The organism is Pseudonocardia alaniniphila, from assembly GCF_022524485.1.
GTDB lineage: Bacteria > Actinomycetota > Actinomycetes > Mycobacteriales > Pseudonocardiaceae > Pseudonocardia > Pseudonocardia alaniniphila.
In genome coordinates, this window is sequence record NZ_JAKXMK010000012.1 from 243774 (window position 1) to 265475 (window position 21702).

Sequence of the window (21702 nt, forward strand, 5' to 3'; positions counted from 1 at the left end):
TGGCTGCCTACGCGCAGCCACGCGCCCTTTGCTGCGGTGATCGCTCCCGCGGCGTCGCAGACCGCCATTCGGGTGGTTCTGCCCTGAGCGTGAATCGCCGGGCGTCCCGGCGCGTCTCCTCCCTCGGGAGGATCCCATCCCGGACCGCCACCCTCCTTCGCTACGGTGGTCGGCACTGAGGACACGGTTGAGCACTGTCCGTGATGAGCCTCACGAACGGATGATGACGAACATGTTCAGTAACGCCCGGCCGACTGTGTGCGATGAGTGAGACGACAGACGTTCCCGACGAGCTGGTGAGCCGTGCCATGGCCGGCGATCCAGCGTCCGTCGGGCGCTTGATCGCCATCATCCGGCCCATGGTCGTGCGCTATTGCCGAGCGCGACTCGGCCGGATGGACCGGTCATCGGTCTCGGCCGATGATGTTGCGCAGGAGGTGTGTTTGGCCGTGCTCACGGCCTTGCCCGGGTACCGAGTCCAGGGCCGTCCGTTCCTAGCGTTCGTCTATGGCATTGCGTCACACAAAGTAATCGACGCGCACCGCGCCGCAACGCGGAACCGTTCCGAACCTGTCGCGGACGTGCCTGACTCGGTCGAGTCCGCGGACGGTCCGGAACAGCGTGTGCTTCGCGTCGAGCTCTCCGACGAGATGGGTCGGTTGCTCGACACGCTCCCCGAGAAACAGCGAGAGATACTTGTGTTGCGCGTGGTGGTCGGGCTGTCCGCCGAGGAGACGGCGGAGGCTGTCGGTTCCACCCCGGGCGCTGTCCGTGTGGCCCAGCACCGGGCGCTGTCCCGCCTGCGCAAGTCGATGCCAGAGGAGGAGGTGGTGTGAGTGCGTGACGATACATACGGCCCCGGTCGGAACCCGTTCGAACACCGCCGCCCGCGCCACAGCAGCAACGGGCATCGGCCCGCCCATATGCAGACGCGTCCGGTCCCGCTCGACGAGATCGGCGAACCGGTCGACCTCGTCGCGGTCCAGGCCGACGACGAACTGATCAACGCTTTGGCCGCCGGCATGACGGTGAGCTCCCCTGGACGCGGCGGCTACGGCGCCGACGACCGCGTCGCCGCCATCCTGGCCGCATGGAAGGCCGACGTCGACGTCGACCCGATCCCCGAACTCATCGACACCGACACGGCCGTCGCCACCGTCCGGGCCGCTCGCCGACCGGGCCGCCGGGCCCGGCACCTCGCCCCGGTGGCCGCTGCCGCGGCTTTCGTCGTGCTGGCCATCGGCGCCGTCTCCGTCGGCTCCTACAACGCGCAGCCCGATGACGCGCTGTGGGGCGTGTCCAAGGTGCTCTACAGCCAACGGGCCGAGTCGGTCGAGGCCGCGGTCCGTGTCGAGGCGCGCATCACCAAGGCGAAGGAGGCGCTCGTCGCCGGCCAGCCCGTGACCGCGGCACAGGAGCTCCAACAGGCACGGGCCGACCTCTCCGTCGTGCGCCCCGAGGAGGGGCGCAACGAGCTCACGCAGGTGCAGGAGTTCCTCGTCGCCAAGGCGGCGGAGACCCCCAACGGCACGCCGACCGATCCCGGCACCCCGCTGTCCACGCAACCGTCCCGGCCGGTGCCGCCCGGTGCCGCGATCCAGCGGCCCGGCAGGTCCAGCAGTACCGAACCGCCGCAGCCGTCCGGCACGCAGGTTCCGCCTTCGTCGGCGTCGGTTCTTCAGGGAGTGCCGGCTTCACCTGCTTCGGGAAGCTCCACCCCGCCCACGGGAGAGAGCTCGTCGCGCGACCCCCGCCACCAACGCGGCGGTCCCGGCCCCGGCGACCCCGGCGATGGTTCGAGCGCCGACCCGAGGCGGCAGCTGTCGCCCGCATCGCCCGGAAACCCGACGGGCCCGCCGTCGAACCCGGCCGGCGCCACGACAGCCCCCCAGGGTCCGCAGCCGAGCCGCGACCCTGGCGCCCCGAACAGCCCGGAGACCACCACCCGCCCGCAGACGCCCCCGGCCACCGCCGAGGGCGATCCGCAGGGCGCGAGCTCCACTCGGCCGGGGCAGAGCACCAGCGGATCGACCACCTCCACCCAGAGCATGGGCGGCGCACCGAGCCCCGACCGGGGCCCGGATGGGCAGCACACCGCCAACCACGGTGAGGGCGGGCTCACGGGCACCACGGCGGCCGGCTCCGATTCGGAACCGCCCACCAGCACCGTCAGCTGAGACCGGAAACGGCGACGGCCCCCGATCCACTCGGATCGGGGGCCGTCGCCGCTGTGCGTGACGTCAGGAGTCGGACAGCACCGCGTCGGCGTAGCCGCGGCAGTACTCCCAGGTGACGTAGCTCGTGGGGTCGGGGTCGAAGGCAGGCTCGTGTGGCCGCATCTGCCCCTCGTCCAGCAGTTGCTGGAGGCTCGCCCGCAGCAGGCTCCACTCGTGGAAGTGCTGCTCGCCGCAGTCGCCGCAGTCGACGACGATGCCGCGCACGCCACGGGCCTCCAGCAGAGCCTGGTAGACCGCGAGGTCGGCGAGATCGGCCACCACCTCGTCGCGCTCGGCCTCGGTCAACCCGTCCTGCTCGCCACCCTCCGGACCGTCGAGGGAGAGGGCGGGATCATGCGGGTCACCGGCGAACGGGTCCGGCGGCAGGGCATCAGGTGACACAGGTGCGACGATACCCGCACCGGGCACCGGGTGGATCGTGCGCACCAGGTTCACCGCGGCGGGGATGGTGCGGATGTACCGGACTGTGGTGATGGACTCGGCGCGGCCGGGGTCCGCGGTATGGGCGACGCGGATACGATGTCGGGAAATCTCCCCGCCGCCCGGACCGCCGCGCAGTGGTGGAGGCGCAGGGATCGACGGGATGGTGCCGATGACCAGCGAGGCCGCAGGACTGCCCCCGAAGTTCGCGATGCTCGGCCTGACGTTCGACGATGTGCTGCTGCTCCCGGCTGAGTCCGATGTCGTTCCCAGTTCGGTCGACACGAGCACGCAGATCACGCGCCGGGTGCGGATCCGGGTGCCGCTCGTGTCGTCGCCGATGGACACGGTCACCGAGTCCCGGATGGCCATCGCGATGGCCCGGGCGGGTGGGCTCGGTGTGCTCCACCGCAACCTGTCCCCCGAGGAGCAGACGGCCCAGGTGGAGGTCGTGAAGCGCTCCGAGGCGGGGATGGTGACCGACCCGGTCACTTGTGCGCCCGACGCCACCTTGGCCGACGTCGACGCGCTATGCGCGAAGTTCCGCATCTCGGGGGTGCCCGTCACCGACGCGGGCGGGCGCCTCGTCGGCATCATCACCAACCGCGACATGCGGTTCGAGATGGACCACAGCCGCCCCGTCCACGAGGTGATGACGCACGCCCCGCTGATCACGGCCAGGGTGGGCGTCACCGCCGAGGCCGCGCTGGGACTGCTGCGCCGGCACAAGCTCGAGAAGCTGCCGATCATCGACGGCGACGGCATCCTGCGCGGCCTGATCACGATCAAGGACTTCAACAAGACCGAGAAGTACCCGCTCGCCACCAAGGACCCCGACGGGCGGCTCGTCGTCGCCGCGGCGGTCGGCGTCGGTGAGGAGGGCTACTCGCGGGCGATGCAGCTCGTCGAGGCCGGGGTCGACATCTTGATGGTGGACACCGCCCACGGGCACTCCCGGCGGGTGCTGGAGACCGTCGCGAAGCTGCGGGCCGAGGTCGGGCACCACGTCGACGTGGTGGGCGGCAATGTGGCCACCAGAGCCGGCGCGCAGGCGCTCGTCGAGGCCGGGGCGGACGCCGTGAAGGTCGGCGTCGGGCCGGGCTCGATCTGCACCACCCGTGTCGTGGCAGGCGTCGGGGCGCCGCAGATCACCGCGATCTACGAGGCCTCGCTCGCCTGTGCGCCCGCGGGCGTCCCGGTGATCGGCGACGGTGGCATCCAGTACTCCGGCGACATCTCGAAGGCGATCGCAGCCGGTGCGTCGTCGGTGATGCTCGGGAGCCTGCTGGCGGGCACCGCGGAGTCGCCCGGCGAGCTGATCCTGGTGGGCGGCAAGCAGTTCAAGACCTACCGCGGCATGGGCTCGCTCGGGGCTATGCGTTCGCGCGGCGGGGAGGGCGGCGGCAAGTCCTACTCGAAGGACCGCTACGCCCAGGACGACGTGCTCAGCGAGGACAAGCTGGTGCCCGAGGGCATCGAGGGCCGCATCCCGTTCCGGGGGCCGCTCGGGCAGGTCGCGCACCAGCTCGTCGGTGGCCTGCGGTCCGGGATGGGCTACGCGGGGGCGCAGACGATCGAGCAGCTCCAGCAGGCGCAGCTCGTCCGGATCACCGCCGCGGGGCTCAAGGAGAGCCACCCGCACGACATCACGATGACGGTCGAGGCACCCAACTACGTAGCCCGTTAGAGGTTCGCGTACGAGCCTGTCTACGCTGGTCATCCGTGCGTGACCTCGTGGAGATCGGGATGGGCCGGGAGGCCCGTCGTAGCTACGACCTGTCTCAGGTCGAGATCGTGCCGTCGCGGCGCACCCGCAGCTCTCAGGAGGTGTCCACCGCCTGGCAGCTCGACGCGTACCCGTTCGAGATCCCGCTGGTGACCCACCCGACCGACGCGATCGTCTCGCCGGCGAGCGCCGTTCGGATCGGGCAGCTGGGCGGGCTGGCGGTGCTCAACGCCGAGGGGCTCTGGGCCCGGCACGCCGACGCGCAGGGGGCGCTGGAGCGGGTGCTCGACGCCGCGGGCAACGAGGACCCCTCGGCCGCCGTGCAACTGCTGCAGGAACTGCACGCCGCGCCGATCCAGCCCGCGCTGCTCGCGGAGGCGCTCAAGACGGTGGGCGAGGCCGGGGTCACCGTGGCCGCGCGGGTGAGCCCGCAGCGGGCCCGGGAGCTCACCCCCGACCTGCTGGCCGCAGGCGTCGAGATCCTGGTGGTGCAGGGCACGATCATCTCCGCCGAGCACGTCTCGGGCGGGGAGCCGCTGAACCTGAAGGAGTTCATCAACTCCCTCGACGTGCCCGTCGTCGCCGGTGGGGTGGGCGACTACCGCACGGCGATGCACCTGATGCGCACCGGCGCGGCCGGGGTGATCGTGGGGTACGGGGAGTCGTCCGCCACCACCACTGACGACGTGCTCGGGATCGGCGTGCCGATGGCCACCGCGATCGTCGACGCGGCCGCGGCCCGCCGCGACTACCTCGACGAGACCGGCGGCCGCTACGTTCACGTGATCGCCGACGGCGGGATGACCGGCTCGGGCGACATGGCGAAGGCCATAGCCTGCGGGGCCGACGCCGTGATGCTGGGCGAGCAGTTGGCCGAGGCGTCGGAGGCACCTGGGCAGGGCCTGTACTGGACCTCCGCCGCGGCCCACCCGTCCCTGCCGCGTTCGGAGGTCACCGGTTTCCCGCCCGGTGAACGTGACCTGCAGACGCTGCTCTTCGGTCCCTCCAGCAGCCCCTACGGCCTGGTCAACCTCTTCGGTGCGCTGCGGAGGGCGATGGCGAAGACGGGCTACTCGGACCTCAAGGAGTTCCAGCGAGTGGGGCTCACCGTCAGGGGGTGAGGTGGGCGACGTCAGCGTCGCGGAGCGGGTCCGGCGTGGAGGTGCTCACTGCGCCAGCTGCTCGGAGTCGTTCCGAACCGCCGCCGGAACGCCCGCTCGAACGTCCGGAGATCGAGGAACCCGGCGGCCGCGGAAATGGCCGATATCGTCCGCCGGTCGTGCTCCCGGCCGGACAACATGGCCTGTGCCGCGAGCAGCCGCTCCTCGCGAAGGTACGCACCCGGGGTGGTCCCGATCCGCTCGAACAGGGTGTATGCGTGGCTGACCGACACGTGGTGGCGCCGCGCAAGTTCCTCGACCCGCAGGTGCGGGTCGGTCAGATGTTCGCGGACGTGCGTCCGCATCATCTCGAGTAGTAGTCCTTCGGGGCCGTCCCCGCCCGGCACGGACGGGGTGACGCCCCGCAGCGCCATCGCGAGCATTTCGATCGCGGCCCGCCCGGCGTCGAGTCGCTGCGGTGTCGTGAGCTCGTCCGCGACCTCGAACAGGCGGTCCAGGTAGGCGGACAGCATCCGCATGGCCGGGGCGGACGGGTCCATGCTGCGTGCACAGCCCTCGGTGAGCTCCGCGGTGCGCAGCGGGAGCAACTCGCGGGAGAAACGCATGCTCGTGCGCCAGGTCTCGGTCGGCGAGATCCGTTCGTAGCGGTTACGCGCCTCGGTGAGCACTCCGGCACCGGCAGCCAGCTCGGCGCAGCGGTCGTGCTGGCGGACGCAGCCCCGGCCGGCTACGTATATACAGAAGAGCATCAGGTCGTCGGCCGACGTTCGTGCTGCCATCCGGTCGGTCCGGACCGACGACATCTGCCCCCAGTGCGTCCGTGTCAGTGTCAGGGTCTCGCCGAGCTCCTGGCTCGCCGCTCGCCCGCGGAAGCCGGGGGCCGTCCGGGCGATCACCGGAATGGAGAACGCACCGGCGGCGTCTTCCAACTCCTCACCGGAGAACTCGAGAATCTGCACGGCCCTGAGGCTAGCTTCGGGTCATCTGCCCTGGCAGGGGGACTACGAGTGCTCTTAGTACTACCCGGACGGCCAGTACTTGATCAGCCGGTCGTGACGAGCAGGGGCGGGAAGAGGATGGCGCCGCCCGCTCAGTAGATGCCCTTGCCGTTGTCCGCGATCTTGTCGAAGAGGCGGTCGGTCTCCCTGTCGCAGACCGACATCTGCACGGCTGCGCGGAGCAGATCTGCAGTGGTGACTCTTCAGCGGGGAACAGGAACCGTTGCACGCTCGGCCAGAAGTCGTGTCCGCTCGTTGACTACTCTGGAGTTGTGCAGCCCTCTACCGTCCTTGTCGTCGACTATGGGGCTCAGTACGCCCAGTTGATCGCCCGCAGGGTGCGTGAGGCGCAGGTGTACTCGGAGATCGTGGCCGGCGACACACCGGTCGAGGAGATCGTGGCGCGCAAGCCCGCAGCCGTGATCCTGTCCGGCGGCCCGTCGAGCGTCTACGAGCCCGGAGCGCCCCGGATCGACCCCGCCCTGTTCTCGGCGGGCATTCCGGTGATGGGCCTCTGCTACGGCTTCCAGGCGATGGCGCAGGCCCTCGGCGGGGAAGTCGCCCAGGACGGCACGCGTGAGTACGGACGCACGGTGCTCACGGTCTGTGAGGCCGCGAGCGTGCTGCACGACGGGCTGCCGGAGAGCCATCCCGTGTGGATGAGCCACGGCGACTCCGTGGTGCGTGCGCCCGATGGCTTCACGGTCACGGCGTCGTCCGAGCGTGCGGCGGTGGCGGCCTTCGAGGACACCGATCGGCGCCTGGCGGGCGTCCAGTACCACCCGGAGGTCGGGCACTCGCCCTACGGACAGGATGTGCTGCGACGCTTCCTGTACGACATCGCCGGCATCGCCCCCGGCTGGACCACTTCGTCGATCATCAACGACACGATCGACGCGGTTCGAGCGCAGGTAGGCGAGGGCAGGGCGATCTGCGGGCTGTCCGGCGGTGTCGACTCCGCCGTCGCCGCGGCGCTCGTGCAGCGGGCCATCGGCGATCGCCTCACCTGCGTGTTCGTCGACCACGGGCTGCTGCGGGCCGGCGAGCGGGAGCAGGTGGAGCGCGACTTCGTCGCCGCCACGGGCGCCAAGCTCCACACGGTGGATGCTCAGAAGCGCTTCCTCGACGCCCTCGCCGGGGTCACCGACCCCGAGGAGAAGCGCAAGATCATCGGGCGTGAGTTCATCCGGGTCTTCGAAGCGGCCACAGCAGAGGTGGCGGCCGAGGACCATGTGGGCTTCCTCGTGCAGGGCACCCTCTACCCCGACGTCGTCGAGTCCGGCGGTGGCTCGGGCACGGCCACGATCAAGAGCCACCACAACGTCGGTGGGCTGCCCGACGACATCGAGTTCGAGCTGGTCGAGCCGCTGCGGGCGCTGTTCAAGGACGAGGTGCGCAAGGTCGGCGCCGAGCTCGGGCTGCCCGACGCGATCGTCTCGCGCCAGCCGTTCCCGGGTCCGGGGCTGGGCATCCGGATCATCGGCGAGGTCACCCACGACCGGCTCGAGACGCTGCGAGCCGCCGACGCGATCGCGCGCGAGGAGCTCACCGCCGCCGGTCTCGACCGCACGATCTGGCAGTGCCCCGTGGTGCTGCTCGCCGACGTCCGCAGCGTCGGGGTGCAGGGCGACGGGCGCACGTACGGCCACCCCGTCGTGCTCCGCCCGGTGTCCAGCGAGGACGCCATGACCGCGGACTGGACCCGCCTGCCCTACGACGTCCTGGAACGTATCTCGACACGGATCACCAACGAGGTCGCGGAGGTCAATCGCGTGGTTCTCGACGTCACGAGCAAGCCACCGGGCACGATCGAGTGGGAGTAGAGATCCCGGCGGAGCGGCCGGGCCGCCTCGCCGACGCGCTGCGCAACGGACGGTTCGCCGTCACCGCCGAGATCGGGCCCCCGAGGGGCGCCGACGTGGACGAGATCCGCGAGTCCGCGGCTTTGCTGCGTGACTGGGTCGACGCCGCGAACATCACCGACAACCAGGCCGCCCAGGTGCGGGTGTCCAGTTTCGCCGGCAGCGTCGTCGCGCTCGCCGAGGGCCTCGAGCCGGTCATGCAGATGACCTGCCGGGACCGCAACCGGATCGCCCTGCAGTCCGACCTGCTCTCCGCGGGTGCCCTCGGCATCCCCAACCTCGTGCTGATGACCGGCGACCGGCCCGAACGCGGCGACCACGCCGACGCCACACCGGTGTTCGACCTGAGTTCGAGCAGCCTCATGACCACGGCACGCACGCTGCGGGACGAGGGCAGGCTGCTGTCCGGCCGCGTCATCGACCCGGCGCCACGGTTCCTGCTCGGTGCCGTCGACACCGGGGCGGGTGTTCCCGACCGGCTCGAGCAGAAGGTGGCAGACGGGGCCGAGTTCGTGCAGACCCAGTTCGTGTTCGACGTCGACGAGTTCGCCATCTGGATGGAGAAGGTGCGCGACCTCGGGCTGGACACGAAGTGCGGGATCCTCGCGGGCGTCGGGCCCATCCGGTCACTGCGGGCGCTCGAGTTCATGGCGGGCATCCCCGGCGTGATCATCCCGCCTGCGTTCGAACGCAGGCTGCGTGGCGTGCCGGCCGACCGCGTCGCCGCCGAAGGCATGGCAGCGTGCGCTGAGACCGTGGCTGCGCTGCGTGAGGTCACCGGCGTCTCCGGGGTGCATGTGATGGCCGTCGGCTACGAGCGGGGCGTGCCGGAGATCCTGGAGGCAGCCGGGTTGGAGCCGACTCACCGGGCGTGATGCGCGCTCATCGGGCCATACGACCGGGGCGCACCACGTCGAAACGACGAGGGCGGCACCCGGGTTCTCGAACCCCTGGTGCCGCCCTGCGCGGCCGCTGCTCCCCCGAGCACGGCCTCCCGGTCCCGGCGACCCCCATCGGCCGGTCCCGGTCGATCTTCAGCTGGTGCCGCGTCCCCTGAGGCTCCCGACCAGCAGCAGGAGCCCGATCACCGTGGCCCCGGCGGCGAGCAGCCACCGCGGGTCGAACCCGGCGAGCGACGGCACCTCACCGACGAACGCCGATACCGCCATTCCCAGCGAGAGCACGCCGACCAGCAGGGTCGCGAGGTCCGGGCCGCGGCGCCGGGTGGCGGTGCCGGACTTCCCGGTCGTCGTCCACTGCTCGTTCCAACTCTGCTCAGCCACGGTGCACCTCCACACTTCCCGCACCCGACTCGATCGACAGGATGAGCGGGCGTCCCGAGGCAACACCGTCGGCGCCCAGGTCGTTGGCTACGGCGAGGTGTGCCCCCGGGCCCGACTCCTCGCGGGTGCCGAACTCGACGCTTCCCACTCCGGTTGTGCTGGTCAGGCTCAGATCGGCATTCCGGGGCACCCACACCTCGACGTCACCGACGCCCAGCGTGATGCTCGACCGCACTGCGTTCGAGTTACCGCCGGGCTGCGCCGTCAGATCGAGGTTGCGCAGATCGAGCGAGATCTCACCGGCAGTGCGCTGGTAGCTGGGCTGCAGGGCCGCCACGGTGGTGGGGGCCTCGCGCAGCTCGCCGAACCCGTTGCCCTGCCAGCGGTCGAGCGGCGCAGCCACCATCGCCCAGGTCAGTGCGCCGAGGACCAATGCGATCGGGATCAGGCCCCGGCCGGAGCGGACGAACGCGCCGATCACCAGCCCGGTTCCGATCACCGCCAGCACCACCCCGAGCAGCACCGGCAGGGTGGCCAGCATGAGCACCCCGGCCAGGAGCATGATCACGGCGGTGATCCCGCCGGCGAGCAGAGCGAGACCGAGGGTCACGGGGGTGACGGGCAGCCGGCGCGGCGCCGGCTGCTCCGGCGCGGCGACCGGTGAGGGCTCGGGGAGATCCCAGGCGAACGGGGCGGCCCCCAGCGGGTCCCACGCCGGAGGAGTGGGCGCTGCCGAAGCGCTGTTGGTGCCCGGAGCCTCCTTGTTCAGGGAGACACCGGTCGTGGTCGTGGTGGGCGCCTCGGCGGAGTGCGCCGTCGCAGCTCCGCTCTGTCCGCGGTGGCTCCGGCTACGGTGCAGCAGGAACAACAGGACCGCGACGGCCAGCGTGGGCAGCAGGATGTTGCGATCGCCGCCGAAGATCGATCCGAGAGTCACGAACGCCGCGATAACCAGGCCGATGACCATGATCGTCCGCGGCGAACGGGCCGTCGAGGGTGCGCCGGGGGCTGCCGGCTCCTCGGGCAGGAGGAACCAACCGGCGATGTAGAGCGCCGCACCGATTCCGGAGAACGCCGCCACCACGAAGCCGACCCGGACCAGTGTCGGGTCGATGTCATAGCGCCGGGCGATTGCCGCGGCAACGCCCGCCACCTGCCGGTCGTCACGCGGGCGGGCGGGCCGGGTCTCCCACATCTCCCGCAGCGTGTTCTGCACGTCGGTCCCGTTCATTGTTCTTCTGCCTCCATGGGAGACAGCTTGATGGTCATGCGGACCCCGGGGTATGGGGGATGGCCCCGAGCCGTCCCGGAGCTTTCCCCGATGTCCCGCTTCGCCCGGCATGTGACCATAAGTGCGTGACCACGGTTACCCCGCCGCCTGCGCCACCGCCGCCGGTGTCGCCCGCCCCGCCGCTCGCCCGCAGGCGCAACGGCCGGTTCGTCGCGGGAGTGGCCGGTGGTGTCGCCGACCACCTCGGCGTGCGGGTGCTCTGGGTACGCGCGGCCTTCGTCCTGCTCGCCGGCATCAACGGCGCCGGTGTGCTGGCCTACGGGCTGCTCTGGATCTTCCTGCGGCAGGAGTCGGCCGACGTCCAGCGGGTGCTCGGACGCAGCGAGCGCCAGCAGGCGATGGGGCTCGCGGCCCTCGGTATCGGTGCGGGCCTCGCCGCCGCGGCCGTCGGCAGCAACGTCGTGGGCTGGATCGTCGGCCCGCTCGGTGTCGCGGCTGTCGGGGCGGCGGTCGTGTGGCGGGAGGCCGACGAGGCACAGCGGCGCCGGTGGACGGCAGGGGCGCGGTCGGGGGTCACCGGTATGGCGGGCGGAGGCCGCACTGCCTTGCTGCGGTTGATCGCCGGGGCCGTGTTCGTGGCCAGCGGGATCGGGGTGTTCCTGCTCGGCAACCTGGATCTGTCCCAAGTGCAGTTCGGGCTCCTGGCCGTGTTCGCCACCCTGCTCGGCGTGGGCGTGCTGACCGTCCCGTGGTGGGTACGGCTGATGCGGGAGCTCGGCGAGGAGCGGCGGGAGCGCATCATCGAGGCGGAGCGGGCGGAGATCGCCGCGCACCTGCACGACTCGGTGCTGCAGACGCTTGCGCTCATCCAGCGCCAGTCCGACGAGCCGCGCGAGGTGCTGCGGCTGGCCCGCGGCCAGGAGCGCGAGCTGCGGCACTGGCTCTACGGGCCCACGGGGTACGGGCGGTCCGCGCGCGCGTCCGGTGAGCCCACACTCGACTCGGGTCTCGCCGCCGCGATCACCGCGGCCGCGGCCGAGGTGGAGGACACCTACGCGATCAACGTCCGGCCCGTGGTGGTGGGCGACCGGCCGCTCGACGACGGCCTGCGGGCACTCGTACTCGCGGCCCGCGAGGCGATGGTCAACGCCGCGAAGCACGCCAAGGTGGGCGAGGTGAGCGCATACGTCGAGGTCGAGCCCACCGAGGTGCACGTGTTCGTCCGCGACCGCGGCATCGGTTTCGATCCGGACGCCGTTTCCGATGACCGGCACGGCCTCGCCGACTCGATCCACGGCAGGATGAAGCGGCACGGAGGTGCGGTCCGGCTGCGGAGCACCCCGGGCGAGGGCACCGAGGTGCATTTGAGCATGCCGGTGGACGGACCGGCCGACACGGAGCCCGAGCCGGAGGCCCAGGCCCAGAAGGAAGCGACGACATGACCGACACCCCCGATGTGGCGACGGGTGCCGAGGAGACCGGGATGATCCGGGTGTTCCTGGTCGATGACCACGGCCTGTTCCGGTCCGGGGTTCGCGCGGAGCTGGACCGTCGCGTGCCCGACGTCACGGTGGTGGGCGAGGCCGGTTCCGTGGACGAGGCGGTGGCCGCGATCCGCCACCTGCGGCCGGACGTGGTGCTGCTCGACGTCCACATGCCCGACGGTGGGGGCGCCGAGGTGCTGCGGCAGCTGCGGCCCGAGCTGCCGGACGTGGTGTTCCTGGCCCTGAGCGTGTCCGACGCCGCGGAGGACGTCATCGCCGTGATCCGGGCCGGGGCGCGGGGCTACGTCACCAAGACGATCTCCGGCAGTGAGCTCGCGGATGCCGTGCGGCGGGTGAAGTCCGGAGATGCGGTGTTCTCGCCACGGCTCGCGGGATTCGTGCTCGACGTGTTCTCGGAGCGGCCCGGAGCGGCTCCTCCCGGCGACCCCGAACTCGACCTGCTCACCCGGCGGGAGCGCGACGTGCTGCGGCTGCTCGCGCGCGGCTACGCGTACAAGGAGATCGCCGGGGAGCTCTTCATCTCGGTGAAGACGGTGGAGACGCACGTGTCGAGCGTGCTGCGCAAGACCCAGCTGTCCAACCGGTACGAGCTGTCACGGTGGGCCTCGGACCGGCGGCTGGTGTAGCCGCCGGTCCGGGCAACCGGGCGGTCAGCCGCCGAGGAGACCCGCAGCGACCTTGCCGATACCACCGAGGAGACCACCGGACGACTTCCCGCTGTCGCCGCTGCGGCTGTTTCCGCCGTCGTCGTCGCTGCCACGGTTGTCGTTCCGGTCGTCATCGCCGCGACTGTTGCGGCTGTCATCGTCACGGTTGTTCGACGACTCGTCATCGCGCTGGGGAGCGGAGTCCTGGTGGGAGTCGTCGGAGCGGAGCAGACCCGTGACGGGCGAGAGCGTCTGGTCGACGTCGTCGACGAGGCCGGTCACAACACCATCGGACTCGTCGTCACCGTCTGTGGTGGTGGACGGGGTGGAGTCCGAGCTGTCGCCGCCGCTGCGGGCGTTGCTGTCACCGGTGGAGCCGGAGTCCTCGTTGTCCGAGCTGAAGAAGCCTCCGTCGTCCGAGGCGGAGTTCTGCGTGGTGCTGGGAGCCGACGTGTTGGGGGTGTCATCGTCCGCGCCCGCGATGCCCGCGGGCACGCCGGCGACCGCGCTCGGGAACGCGACAGGCGTCCAGGACGTGGGCGGCGCCGTGCCGGCGTCGAGCACGTCACCGGCCGCGCCGGAGTCGACAACCCCCGAAGCGGAGAGAACGGGGGTGGTCGGCTGGCTCGATGAGAGCCGGCCCTGACCCGGGTAGCTGTTGTTGGTGTTGGTGGCGCCTTGCGCCTCGGTGCCGGTGGGCGCGACCTCGCTGAGCACCGCGGCTCCGACCACCGATCCGACGGCGAGGATCGCGCCTGCCGCCACGGCGCCGCGCTTGACGGCCGTCTTCTTCGCGGTGGGCGCGGGATCGGCGGCGGCCGGCACATCGGCCTTGGGCGGGTCGATCTGCTGGTGGCCCCGGGGCTGCACGGGCCGGTCCGCTGTGTGCGGGGCCCGCCCCTCGCGGCGCAGCAGGCTTCCCACGGAGACGCCTGTGGTGGCCGTCTCAGTCACGACCGGAAGCTTCGTGGTGACAGCGGCGTTACGGCTCAGCAGATCCGCGACGGTGACCACACCGGCAGGAGCCATCCGAGGTCCGCCTCGGGACACCATCTGAGCCACTGTGCTACGTCCTCCCTTTGAGTGAACGGACGAGCGAATGTCTACCGGATGTCGATTCGGGGTACCAAGTGTCAATCGTCCGCTCGACGGCTTTCACCCAAATGGAGTATTTCCGTTCGGCGACGACTACCGACCGCTCACCTGATCGAGACGACTTGGAAGCCCTCTGCGAGGCTCCCATCTGGCATTTCGTAGCGCCGGGCCCATTCCTCGCTCCACGACCGGATGGTGCCTTCCAGGTCCATGTGCGACGTCTGTGATCGGTGCTCCCGCAGCGCGGCGATCTTACGGTCGAAGGTGTCGGTCACGTCGACGATGTGATTGATCCGCTCGTCCGGTGCTCCCATGAGCCACAGCTCGCCGACCGTCCACGCCTCGAGCCCTTCCTCCTGCAGGAGCTCCGGGTGGGCGAAGGGGTTGCGGGCGTCGGGATAGACGGCCGCGAGCGCGGCTTCCCCCGCAGCCCGATGGTCGGGGTGGGACGCGCCGAGGCGAGGCCAGGAGATCTCCGGGGACTGCGCCAGCACCCGCTGCGGCCGGGCCTTGCGGATCTCGCGGCTGATGTCGCGGCGCAGCTCGATCGTCGGTGTCAACCTGCCATCGGGATAACGGAGGAAGCGGACCTCCTTCGCCCCGAGCGCGGCCGCCGCGGCCTGCTGCTCGGTCTCCCGCAACGGGCCCATCGCCTCGCGCGGGGTGTCGTCGTAGCCACCTGCGTCGCCGGACGTGCAGATGCAGTACGTGACCTCGATGCCGGCCGCCGTCCATGCGGCGACCGTGCCGCCCGCGCCGAAGTCGACATCGTCGGGATGGGCGGTGACGACGAGTGCGCGCTCGACGTCGTCGCGGACGCCGACGAGTGGCCGGCCGGAATCAGCGTGGGGCATGGTCACCGGCGAACCTTACGGCCGCCTGGGCTGCCGCTTCACCCGGCGGTGTCCCGTGGGCCTGGTCAGGGCAGGCTGCGGAAGCGCGTGCGGGTGGAGTCGAGCGCCTGCTTCGCGTAGAGGCCGGCGCCGCCGCCCAGCACGAGGCCGATCAGGTCGATCGGCACCGAGCTCGAGGTGGTCATCAGCAGGCCCAGCAACGCGACTCCCGCGGTGCCGCCCGCCACCTTCCAGCGGCTGTTCACGTAGTCGACGGTGGTGCCGCCGGACAGGCCGCGCTTCTTCGCGGCATTGTTCAACATGGCCAGGTAGCCGACGTGGCCCAGCGCCGCGAGAAGCCCGACGAGAGCGACTACCGCTGCGACGATCCCGAACACCGTGCCCATGCCGTCAACAGTGCCACGAAAAGGCCCCTCGGGGGGCGGGTGACGCCGGGATAGACCCGGTAGGACGTCCCTCAGCGCCCGCCGAGGCGCCCACGGCCCAGCCGCAGCAGCAGCATCCCCAGCTCGCGGCCCTCGGCACCGAGGTCGCGGAACCGCGCGAGCACCGTCATCTCCCGGTTGTAGACGATCCGCGGGCCGCCGGCGGCCATCCTGGCGCGGCCGATCCGCCGTGAGACCTGCGTTCGGCGCTTCACCAGCCGGAGGATCTCGGCGTCGAGGCGGTCGATCTCGACACGCAGTGCCTGGATCTCCTCCTCGGCGGGGATGTCGCTCGCCGGATCGTCCAGATCGCTGCCGTCGGCAGGCGCGGTGCTGTTCTCCGTCGTCACGGTCAATCTCTCTTCCAGGTGACCGGGCCCCGGCCCGTGACGCGAGAACGCCCCGGGTCCTGAGGACTCCGGGGCGTCGTGGGGGCTGATCAGCTGGCCACGGGCACCGGTGTCCGGTACCCGTAGAAAAATCGATGGCTGATCAGTGGCACAGCTGCAGTGTGCCACAACCGGGCGCGTCAGAGGGCGGCGGTACTCTTCGAACACGATGAGCGCGCTGTTCGAACTGCCGACCGAGAACCCCGTCCACGCCCACACCGAGCGCGGTGCGGCGCTGCTGGAGGGGCTAAACCCGCGACAGCGCGAGGCGGTGGTCCACGCAGGTTCGCCGCTGTTGATCGTCGCGGGAGCGGGCTCGGGCAAGACGCGCGTGCTCACCCACCGCATCGCCTGGCTGCTGGCCGAGCGCGGGGTGCACCCCGGCGAGATCATGTCGATCACCTTCACCAACAAGGCCGCCGCCGAGATGAAGGAGCGCGTCGACGCTCTGGTCGGCCGCCGCGCCAACGCGATGTGGGTGTCGACGTTCCACTCGATGTGCGTGCGGATCCTGCGCCGCGAGGCGCAGCACCTCGGCGTGCGCAGCGCCTTCTCCGTCTACGACGCCGACGACACCCGCAGGCTCGTCGGGCTCGTCGCGCGCGACCTGGAGCTCGATCCCAAGAAGTTCGCCGCGCGCGGGCTCGCCGCCCAGATCTCCAACCTCAAGAACGAGCTGCTCTCGGCCGACGACGCCGCCGAGCGCGCCACCAACGAGTACGAGCGCAAGGTCGCCGAGGTCTACGCCGTGTACCAGACCAGGCTGCGCACGGCCAACGCGTTCGACTTCGACGACCTCATCATGGAGACGGTCTCGCTGCTCCAGCGCCTGCCCGCGGTCGCGGAGTACTACCGGCGCCGCTTCCGGCACGTGCTGGTCGACGAGTACCAGGACACCAACCACGCGCAGTACACCCTGGTGCGCGAGCTGGTGGCCCCCGCGGTCGAGGGCGAGCAGCCGGGCGAGCTGTGCGTGGTGGGCGACTCCGACCAGTCGATCTACGCGTTCCGCGGCGCCAGCATCCGCAACATCATCGAGTTCGAGCAGGACTTCCCGAACGCCCGCACGATCCTGCTGGAGCAGAACTACCGCTCCACCCAGCGCATCCTCACGGCGGCCAACGCCGTGATCGCGCGCAACCCGGACCGCCGCGACAAGCGCCTGTGGTCCGAGCAGGGCGACGGCCACAAGGTCACCGGCTACGTCGCCGACAACGAGCACGACGAGGCCGCGTTCGTGGCGCAGGAGATCGACCGGCTCGTCGATTCCGGAGAGATCCGCAACTCCGACGTGGCCGTTTTCTACCGCACCAACTCCCAGTCCCGTGTCTTCGAGGACGTGTTCCTGCGCGTGGGGCTGCCGTACAAGGTCGTGGGCGGGGTGCGGTTCTACGAGCGCCGCGAGGTCCGCGATGCGCTGGCCTACCTGCGCGTGCTGTCCAACCCGGAGGACACCGTCAGCCTCCGGCGCATCCTCAACGTGCCCAAGCGGGGCATCGGCGACCGCGCCGAGGAGCTGGTGGCCGCCTACGGCGACCGGGAGCGCATCTCGTTCAACGCCGCGCTTCGGGTCGCCGCCGAGCAGCCCGAGCGGATCCCCGGCCTGGTCACCCGCTCGCAGCGCTGCATCGCGGCGTTCGTGCGCCTACTCGACGAGCTCGCCGAGCTGGTGGAGCGCGGCGAGGAGACCGCCGAGCTGCTGGAGGCCGTCTACGCGAAGACGGGCTACACGGCCGAGCTGGAGGCCAGCGAGGACCCTCAGGACGGGTCGCGGCGGGAGAACCTCGCCGAGCTCGTCACCGTCGCCCGGGAGTTCGCGGGCGACGCCGCTGTGGCCGACCTGGACGACTCCGACGTGGCCGTCGGTGCGCCCCCACCCGGCTCCCTGGCCGCTTTCCTCGAGCGGGTGGCGCTGGTGGCCGACGCCGACTCGATCCCGGACAACGACGAGGGCATGGTCACGCTGATGACCTTGCACACCGCCAAGGGCCTGGAGTTCCCGGTCGTGTTCCTCACCGGCTGGGAGGACGGCGTGTTCCCGCACATGCGGGCCATGGGCGACCCGGCGGAGCTCGCCGAGGAGCGGCGGCTGGCCTACGTCGGCATCACGCGCGCGCAGGAGCGGCTCTACCTGACCAGGGCGATGATCCGCTCGTCGTTCGGGCAGCCCAATGCCAACCCGGCATCGCGGTTCCTCGCCGAGGTGCCGGACGACCTGGTCGACTGGCGCCGCTCCGAGCCGGAGCGTTCGGCTCCCGTGGGGCGGTTCGGGTTCGGCCGCCGCGCGGGTGCCACCGATCGGGGCGACTGGCGGGTGCCGGAGCGCAAGCTCAGCGCGTCCATCCACCTCGAGGTGGGCGACCGCGTCAGCCACGACAAGTACGGCCTCGGCACCGTGATCGCCTCCGACGGCGCCGGCGTCCGGGCCACCGTCACCATCGACTTCGGAAGTGCGGGCACCGTGCGGCTGATGCTCATCGGTGGGGTGCCGCTTCAGAAGCTGTGAGTCGCCGGAGCCGACGGGCCGCGACAGCCTGGTGCCGAGGAAACGAGGTCGTCGTACCCGCCTCCGACGACAGCGCAGCCCAGGCGGCGCCTCGCGGCGTTGTCGTCGGCCCCGATACGACAGCGGTATCGGCGCCTCCGTCTTGCGATCGCCCGGGTGCGGGTGTCCCGCAGGACACTGCGCCTGATTCACCGGATCCGGGCAAGGAACCCCATCTCCGCGACAGCTAGAAGTCGATGCCCCGCTTGCGCAGCCAGGGGATCGGGTTGATCTTCGAGCCGTCCTCGTCCCAGATCTCCAGGTGCAGGTGCGGGCCGGTGGAGTAGCCGCGGTTGCCGATCTCGGCGATCTCCTCGCCAGCCTCCACCTTCTCGCCCTTGTCCACGAACATGCGGTTGACGTGGCCGTACACGCTCTGGCTGCCGTCGGTGTGGCGCAGCACCACCCAGAGGCCGAAGCCGGTGGCCGGGCCGGCTTCCTCGACGACGCCGTCGGTGAGGGCGTAGATCGGGGTGCCGATGGGGCCTGCGATGTCGATGCCGAAGTGGGACGTGCCCCAACGGGCTCCGAACATCGACGTGAGGCGGCCGACGGCCGGGCGTACGAACGCGAGGTCGCCGTACAGGTGGGCCTCGGAGGCGCCGTGGGACAGCGCTGACTTGATGATCGCCGCCTGGCGGGCGAGCTCACGGCCGAGGTCGACGGCCTTCGCGAGGTTCTGGACGTCGACCTGGGAGGCGGGGTCCAGCTGCGTCAGCGTGAACTGGTCGGGGAGCAGCTGGTCGCCACCGATGGCCTCGACAGCGGGGTTCGGGGTGTCGACCTCGGTGACGTCGGCGACGGGCACCAGCGCACTGACGGCCTGCGGGGCGACGGTGCTGAGGGGCGACACCAAGGTCTGCCCTGCCGCGACGACCGCGCCTGCGGCGACTGCGGCGACGGTGGCCCGCCCGCGCAGGGACGCCGCGGGTGGCGCCGGAAGACGGTGCCCGCTCGGGACCGCGACGACACGCTGGCGCGTCGCACGATCGGGGTTGTCCGCCTGGGCGCCGCTTGGGGAGCGGTGGCGCGCCAAGTCCTGCCCTTCTCGACGAATAACCGGTGCATCCATGCCGGTCGCGACCGCGTGGGCTGGGGATCCCTCAGCGGCGATCGGGGTCGCCACTGCTGCTGTCGTGACCGCTCCGTGACTCGGACGTCGCGAAACGTAGCGGGGGCGTGGGCATCGGGCAAATCTGACGCGGCGTGTCGGACGTTGATGCGGGCGCTATCAGGACGCGGGGGACGCAGTCTCACCGAGCGTGTCCGACAGGGGCCTCGGGCGCTCCTGACCTCGGCTCTCCCGGTAATAGCGGTGGTCCGAACGAGTGAGCGCGTCGGCTACCCAGTGCAACGTGCGCGTATCGATCGGCATCGACAAGTGACCGACATCACGCAACTCGAGCTCTTCGATGTCGAGGTCCGGATGTATCAGGCGACCGTTTCGTTGCGGCACGACCATCTGGTCGAGCCGGCTCCACACCACGAGGAACCGGGTGGAGCACCCCGGCGAGGGGCGGGCGAGCTCCTCGAGCAGCTCCGAGCCGGGCCGCAGCTGGCGGCCCAGCGGGGTCGGCATCAGATGTGCGGTCAGCGTGCCGCGGTGCGGGCTCCCGAGCGTCACGAGCGTGTCGACCACGGCCGAGCCACCCATCCGCTGGACGTAGTAGCGCGCGATCATCCCGCCGAGCGAATGGCCGACGATGTGCACCTTGTCGGCGCCGGTGAGCTCGCGCAGCTGCTCCACATGGATCCGTAGCTGATGGGCCGCGGTGCGGATGTCGCCGGTGAAGAGGCTGTAGTTCACCGCGTGTACGGCCCCGAAGCCGCGCCGGCGCAGGGACCTGCGGAAGAGGGTGAACACCGACCTGTTGTCCATGATGCCGTGGACCAGCAGGATCGGGGTGCCCGCCGCCTCGAGGTCGGTGACCATCAGGCTGCGCCGCGCCGGGGGAAGCGAGTCGGTGCGGTAGCCGCTGGGTTCGACGAGCTGCTCACGCAGGAGCCCCGCGGGGTAGACCACCATGTGGGCGGCAGCCCAGGCCCACTCGATGGCGAGGCCGCGCAGCCCGGCCGGAACGCAGAACGTGCGTGCGACGTAGGCGCCCGCTCGACCGAGTTCCAGCGCGGTCGTCTGTGCCGCCGCGGCCATCGTGGCCAGGCGGTCCAGTCCAGCGTGGACGAACGCCATAGAACGACGGTAGGTGACAGATGCCGAAAGCGCCGGTCCCGGATCGTGCATAGGAGCACCGAACCGATTCCGGGGGCAGGGGTGACTGCGGTCACCAGGGCAGCACAGGGGCGGCCCGAACGGCGTCGCTAGGGTCGCCCTAGCAGGGGTTCCGCGGGCTCCAGGCCCGCCGCGGACCAGCGCAGTGGGGATTCTGAGGAGAGCCAGTGGACCTGTACGAGTACCAGGCGAAGGACCTCTTCGCCGCCCACGGAGTCCCGGTTCTGCCGGGTCGGACGGTGGAGACACCCGAAGAGGCGCAGTCGGCGGCGTCGCAGCTCGGCACGGCCGTCGTCGTCAAGGCCCAGGTGAAGACGGGCGGGCGCGGCAAGGCCGGCGGCGTGAAGCTCGCCAAGACGCCGGAGGAGGCCAAGGAGAAGGCCGAGGCGATCCTCGGCATGGACATCAAGGGCCACACGGTGCACCGCGTGCTCGTGACCGAGGCGAGTGACATCGCCGAGGAGTACTACTTCTCCTTCCTGCTCGACCGGTCGAACCGCACGTTCCTCGCCATGTGCTCCGCCGAAGGCGGCATGGAGATCGAGCAGCTCGCCGTGGAGCGTCCGGAGGCGCTGGCGCGCATCCCGGTGGACCCGATCGCGGGCGTCGACCGGGCCAAGGCGGACGAGATCGTGGCGCAGGGGAAGATCCCGGCCGAGGTCGCCGACCAGGCCGCGGATGCGATCGTCAAGCTGTGGGAGACCTTCGTCTCCGAGGACGCCACCCTGGTGGAGGTCAACCCCCTCGTCCGCGACCCCCAGGGCAACATCGTCGCCCTGGACGGGAAGGTCACGCTCGACGAGAACGCCGGTTTCCGGCACCCGGGCCACGCCGACCTGGTGGACAAGCGCACCGAGGACCCGCTGGAGGCCAAGGCCAAGGCCAAGGACCTCAACTACGTCAAGCTCGACGGCGAGGTCGGCATCATCGGCAACGGCGCGGGCCTGGTCATGTCGACCCTCGACGTCGTGGCGTACGCGGGTGAGAAGCACGGCGGTGTGAAGCCGGCCAACTTCCTCGACATCGGTGGCGGCGCCTCGGCCGAGGTCATGGCGGCCGGGCTGGACGTCATCCTGGGCGACCCGGACGTCAAGAGCGTGTTCGTGAACGTCTTCGGTGGCATCACCGCCTGCG

20 protein-coding genes are annotated in these 21702 nt (G+C 70.9%); 10 read left to right on the forward strand and 10 right to left on the reverse strand.

Annotated features, from left to right (window positions below; translation table 11 throughout):
- Positions 1 to 263 precede the first annotated feature (263 nt).
- Positions 264 to 836, forward strand: coding sequence for a sigma-70 family RNA polymerase sigma factor (locus MMF94_RS16350; protein ID WP_241037521.1), 573 nt, complete (start codon positions 264 to 266; stop codon positions 834 to 836).
- Positions 837 to 2177: an anti-sigma-D factor RsdA gene (locus tag MMF94_RS16355; protein WP_241037524.1), complete on the forward strand. Its 1341-nt coding sequence runs from the start codon at positions 837 to 839 to the stop codon at positions 2175 to 2177.
- 63 nt (positions 2178 to 2240) lie between these two features.
- Here MMF94_RS16355 and MMF94_RS16360 read toward each other — a convergent pair whose 3' ends face one another.
- The gene (locus MMF94_RS16360) at positions 2241 to 2618 is read right to left on the reverse strand and encodes a DUF5319 domain-containing protein (RefSeq protein ID WP_241037527.1); all 378 of its coding nucleotides are present in this window, start codon (positions 2616 to 2618) and stop codon (positions 2241 to 2243) included.
- A gap of 211 nt (positions 2619 to 2829) precedes the next feature.
- Between MMF94_RS16360 and guaB the strand changes: the two genes are divergently transcribed.
- A complete protein-coding gene (gene guaB / locus MMF94_RS16365; protein ID WP_241037529.1) occupies positions 2830 to 4344 on the forward strand; it encodes an IMP dehydrogenase in 1515 nt (504 codons plus the stop codon).
- Between the two features lie 35 nt (positions 4345 to 4379).
- On the forward strand, positions 4380 to 5504 hold the full coding sequence (locus MMF94_RS16370; protein ID WP_241037530.1) for a GuaB3 family IMP dehydrogenase-related protein: 1125 nt from the start codon (positions 4380 to 4382) through the stop codon (positions 5502 to 5504).
- An 11-nt stretch (positions 5505 to 5515) separates the two neighbouring features.
- On the opposite strand, the gene MMF94_RS16375 is transcribed toward MMF94_RS16370, so the two are convergent.
- Positions 5516 to 6463 carry a helix-turn-helix domain-containing protein gene (locus MMF94_RS16375; RefSeq protein ID WP_241037531.1) on the reverse strand — a complete coding sequence of 316 codons (948 nt, stop codon included), beginning with the start codon at positions 6461 to 6463 and terminating at the stop codon, positions 5516 to 5518.
- 311 nt (positions 6464 to 6774) lie between these two features.
- On the opposite strand from MMF94_RS16375, the gene guaA reads away from it, so the two are divergent.
- Both guaA and MMF94_RS16385 read left to right on the forward strand, forming a co-directional pair.
- Positions 6775 to 8325: a glutamine-hydrolyzing GMP synthase gene (gene guaA, locus MMF94_RS16380; protein ID WP_241037532.1), complete on the forward strand. Its 1551-nt coding sequence runs from the start codon at positions 6775 to 6777 to the stop codon at positions 8323 to 8325.
- On the forward strand, positions 8316 to 9239 hold the full coding sequence (locus MMF94_RS16385) for a methylenetetrahydrofolate reductase (protein ID WP_241037533.1): 924 nt from the start codon (positions 8316 to 8318) through the stop codon (positions 9237 to 9239). Before guaA ends, MMF94_RS16385 begins: the two co-directional genes overlap by 10 nt.
- Positions 9240 to 9398: 159 nt before the next feature.
- On the opposite strand, the gene MMF94_RS16390 is transcribed toward MMF94_RS16385, so the two are convergent.
- Both MMF94_RS16390 and MMF94_RS16395 read right to left on the reverse strand, forming a co-directional pair.
- A complete protein-coding gene (locus MMF94_RS16390) occupies positions 9399 to 9647 on the reverse strand; it encodes a hypothetical protein (RefSeq protein ID WP_241037534.1) in 249 nt (82 codons plus the stop codon).
- A complete protein-coding gene (locus tag MMF94_RS16395) occupies positions 9640 to 10878 on the reverse strand; it encodes a PspC domain-containing protein (RefSeq protein ID WP_241037535.1) in 1239 nt (412 codons plus the stop codon). The genes MMF94_RS16390 and MMF94_RS16395 overlap by 8 nt, the downstream gene beginning before the upstream one ends.
- A gap of 125 nt (positions 10879 to 11003) precedes the next feature.
- On the opposite strand from MMF94_RS16395, the gene MMF94_RS16400 reads away from it, so the two are divergent.
- Both MMF94_RS16400 and MMF94_RS16405 read left to right on the forward strand, forming a co-directional pair.
- Positions 11004 to 12320 carry an ATP-binding protein gene (locus tag MMF94_RS16400; protein WP_241037536.1) on the forward strand — a complete coding sequence of 439 codons (1317 nt, stop codon included), beginning with the start codon at positions 11004 to 11006 and terminating at the stop codon, positions 12318 to 12320.
- Positions 12317 to 13009, forward strand: coding sequence for a response regulator (locus MMF94_RS16405; protein ID WP_277398747.1), 693 nt, complete (start codon positions 12317 to 12319; stop codon positions 13007 to 13009). Before MMF94_RS16400 ends, MMF94_RS16405 begins: the two co-directional genes overlap by 4 nt.
- Positions 13010 to 13033: 24 nt before the next feature.
- Here the strand turns inward: MMF94_RS16405 and MMF94_RS16410 are convergent, their stop codons facing one another.
- The 4 genes from MMF94_RS16410 to MMF94_RS16425 all read right to left on the reverse strand — a co-directional run bounded on the left by MMF94_RS16410 (position 13034) and on the right by MMF94_RS16425 (position 15712).
- Positions 13034 to 13984, reverse strand: coding sequence for a hypothetical protein (locus tag MMF94_RS16410; protein WP_241037538.1), 951 nt, complete (start codon positions 13982 to 13984; stop codon positions 13034 to 13036).
- A gap of 245 nt (positions 13985 to 14229) precedes the next feature.
- Positions 14230 to 14979, reverse strand: coding sequence for a PIG-L deacetylase family protein (locus tag MMF94_RS16415; protein WP_241037582.1), 750 nt, complete (start codon positions 14977 to 14979; stop codon positions 14230 to 14232).
- Between the two features lie 65 nt (positions 14980 to 15044).
- A complete protein-coding gene (locus tag MMF94_RS16420) occupies positions 15045 to 15365 on the reverse strand; it encodes a hypothetical protein (RefSeq protein WP_241037540.1) in 321 nt (106 codons plus the stop codon).
- A gap of 71 nt (positions 15366 to 15436) precedes the next feature.
- Positions 15437 to 15712 (reverse strand): chorismate mutase, encoded by a 276-nt coding sequence (locus MMF94_RS16425; protein ID WP_241037584.1) that lies wholly within the window; start codon positions 15710 to 15712, stop codon positions 15437 to 15439.
- Positions 15713 to 15962: 250 nt separating this feature from the next.
- Here MMF94_RS16425 and pcrA point away from each other — a divergent pair, with 250 nt between their 5' ends.
- Positions 15963 to 18299: a DNA helicase PcrA gene (pcrA, locus tag MMF94_RS16430; RefSeq protein ID WP_241037542.1), complete on the forward strand. Its 2337-nt coding sequence runs from the start codon at positions 15963 to 15965 to the stop codon at positions 18297 to 18299.
- Between the two features lie 226 nt (positions 18300 to 18525).
- On the opposite strand, the gene MMF94_RS16435 is transcribed toward pcrA, so the two are convergent.
- The gene (locus tag MMF94_RS16435) at positions 18526 to 19374 is read right to left on the reverse strand and encodes a M23 family metallopeptidase (protein ID WP_241037545.1); all 849 of its coding nucleotides are present in this window, start codon (positions 19372 to 19374) and stop codon (positions 18526 to 18528) included.
- 195 nt (positions 19375 to 19569) lie between these two features.
- Positions 19570 to 20529 carry an esterase/lipase family protein gene (locus MMF94_RS16440; protein WP_241037547.1) on the reverse strand — a complete coding sequence of 320 codons (960 nt, stop codon included), beginning with the start codon at positions 20527 to 20529 and terminating at the stop codon, positions 19570 to 19572.
- Between the two features lie 206 nt (positions 20530 to 20735).
- Between MMF94_RS16440 and sucC the strand changes: the two genes are divergently transcribed.
- Positions 20736 to 21702, forward strand: a 967-nt coding sequence (gene sucC, locus MMF94_RS16445) for an ADP-forming succinate--CoA ligase subunit beta (RefSeq protein WP_241037549.1), incomplete at its 3' end; no start/stop codon positions are given.

What these genes read in the sequence shown, in the direction of transcription:
- MMF94_RS16350 (WP_241037521.1), top strand. Translation starts at nt 264, where the DNA reads ATGAGTGAGACGACAGACGTTCCCGACGAGCTGGTGAGCCGTGCCATG.
- MMF94_RS16415 (WP_241037582.1), bottom strand. Translation starts at nt 14,979, where the DNA reads ATGCCCCACGCTGATTCCGGCCGGCCACTCGTCGGCGTCCGCGACGAC.
- pcrA (WP_241037542.1), top strand. Translation starts at nt 15,963, where the DNA reads ATGAGCGCGCTGTTCGAACTGCCGACCGAGAACCCCGTCCACGCCCAC.
- MMF94_RS16405 (WP_277398747.1), top strand. Translation starts at nt 12,317, where the DNA reads ATGACCGACACCCCCGATGTGGCGACGGGTGCCGAGGAGACCGGGATG.
- MMF94_RS16420 (WP_241037540.1), bottom strand. Translation starts at nt 15,365, where the DNA reads ATGGGCACGGTGTTCGGGATCGTCGCAGCGGTAGTCGCTCTCGTCGGG.
- MMF94_RS16440 (WP_241037547.1), bottom strand. Translation starts at nt 20,529, where the DNA reads ATGGCGTTCGTCCACGCTGGACTGGACCGCCTGGCCACGATGGCCGCG.
- guaB (WP_241037529.1), top strand. Translation starts at nt 2,830, where the DNA reads ATGACCAGCGAGGCCGCAGGACTGCCCCCGAAGTTCGCGATGCTCGGC.
- MMF94_RS16395 (WP_241037535.1), bottom strand. Translation starts at nt 10,878, where the DNA reads ATGAACGGGACCGACGTGCAGAACACGCTGCGGGAGATGTGGGAGACC.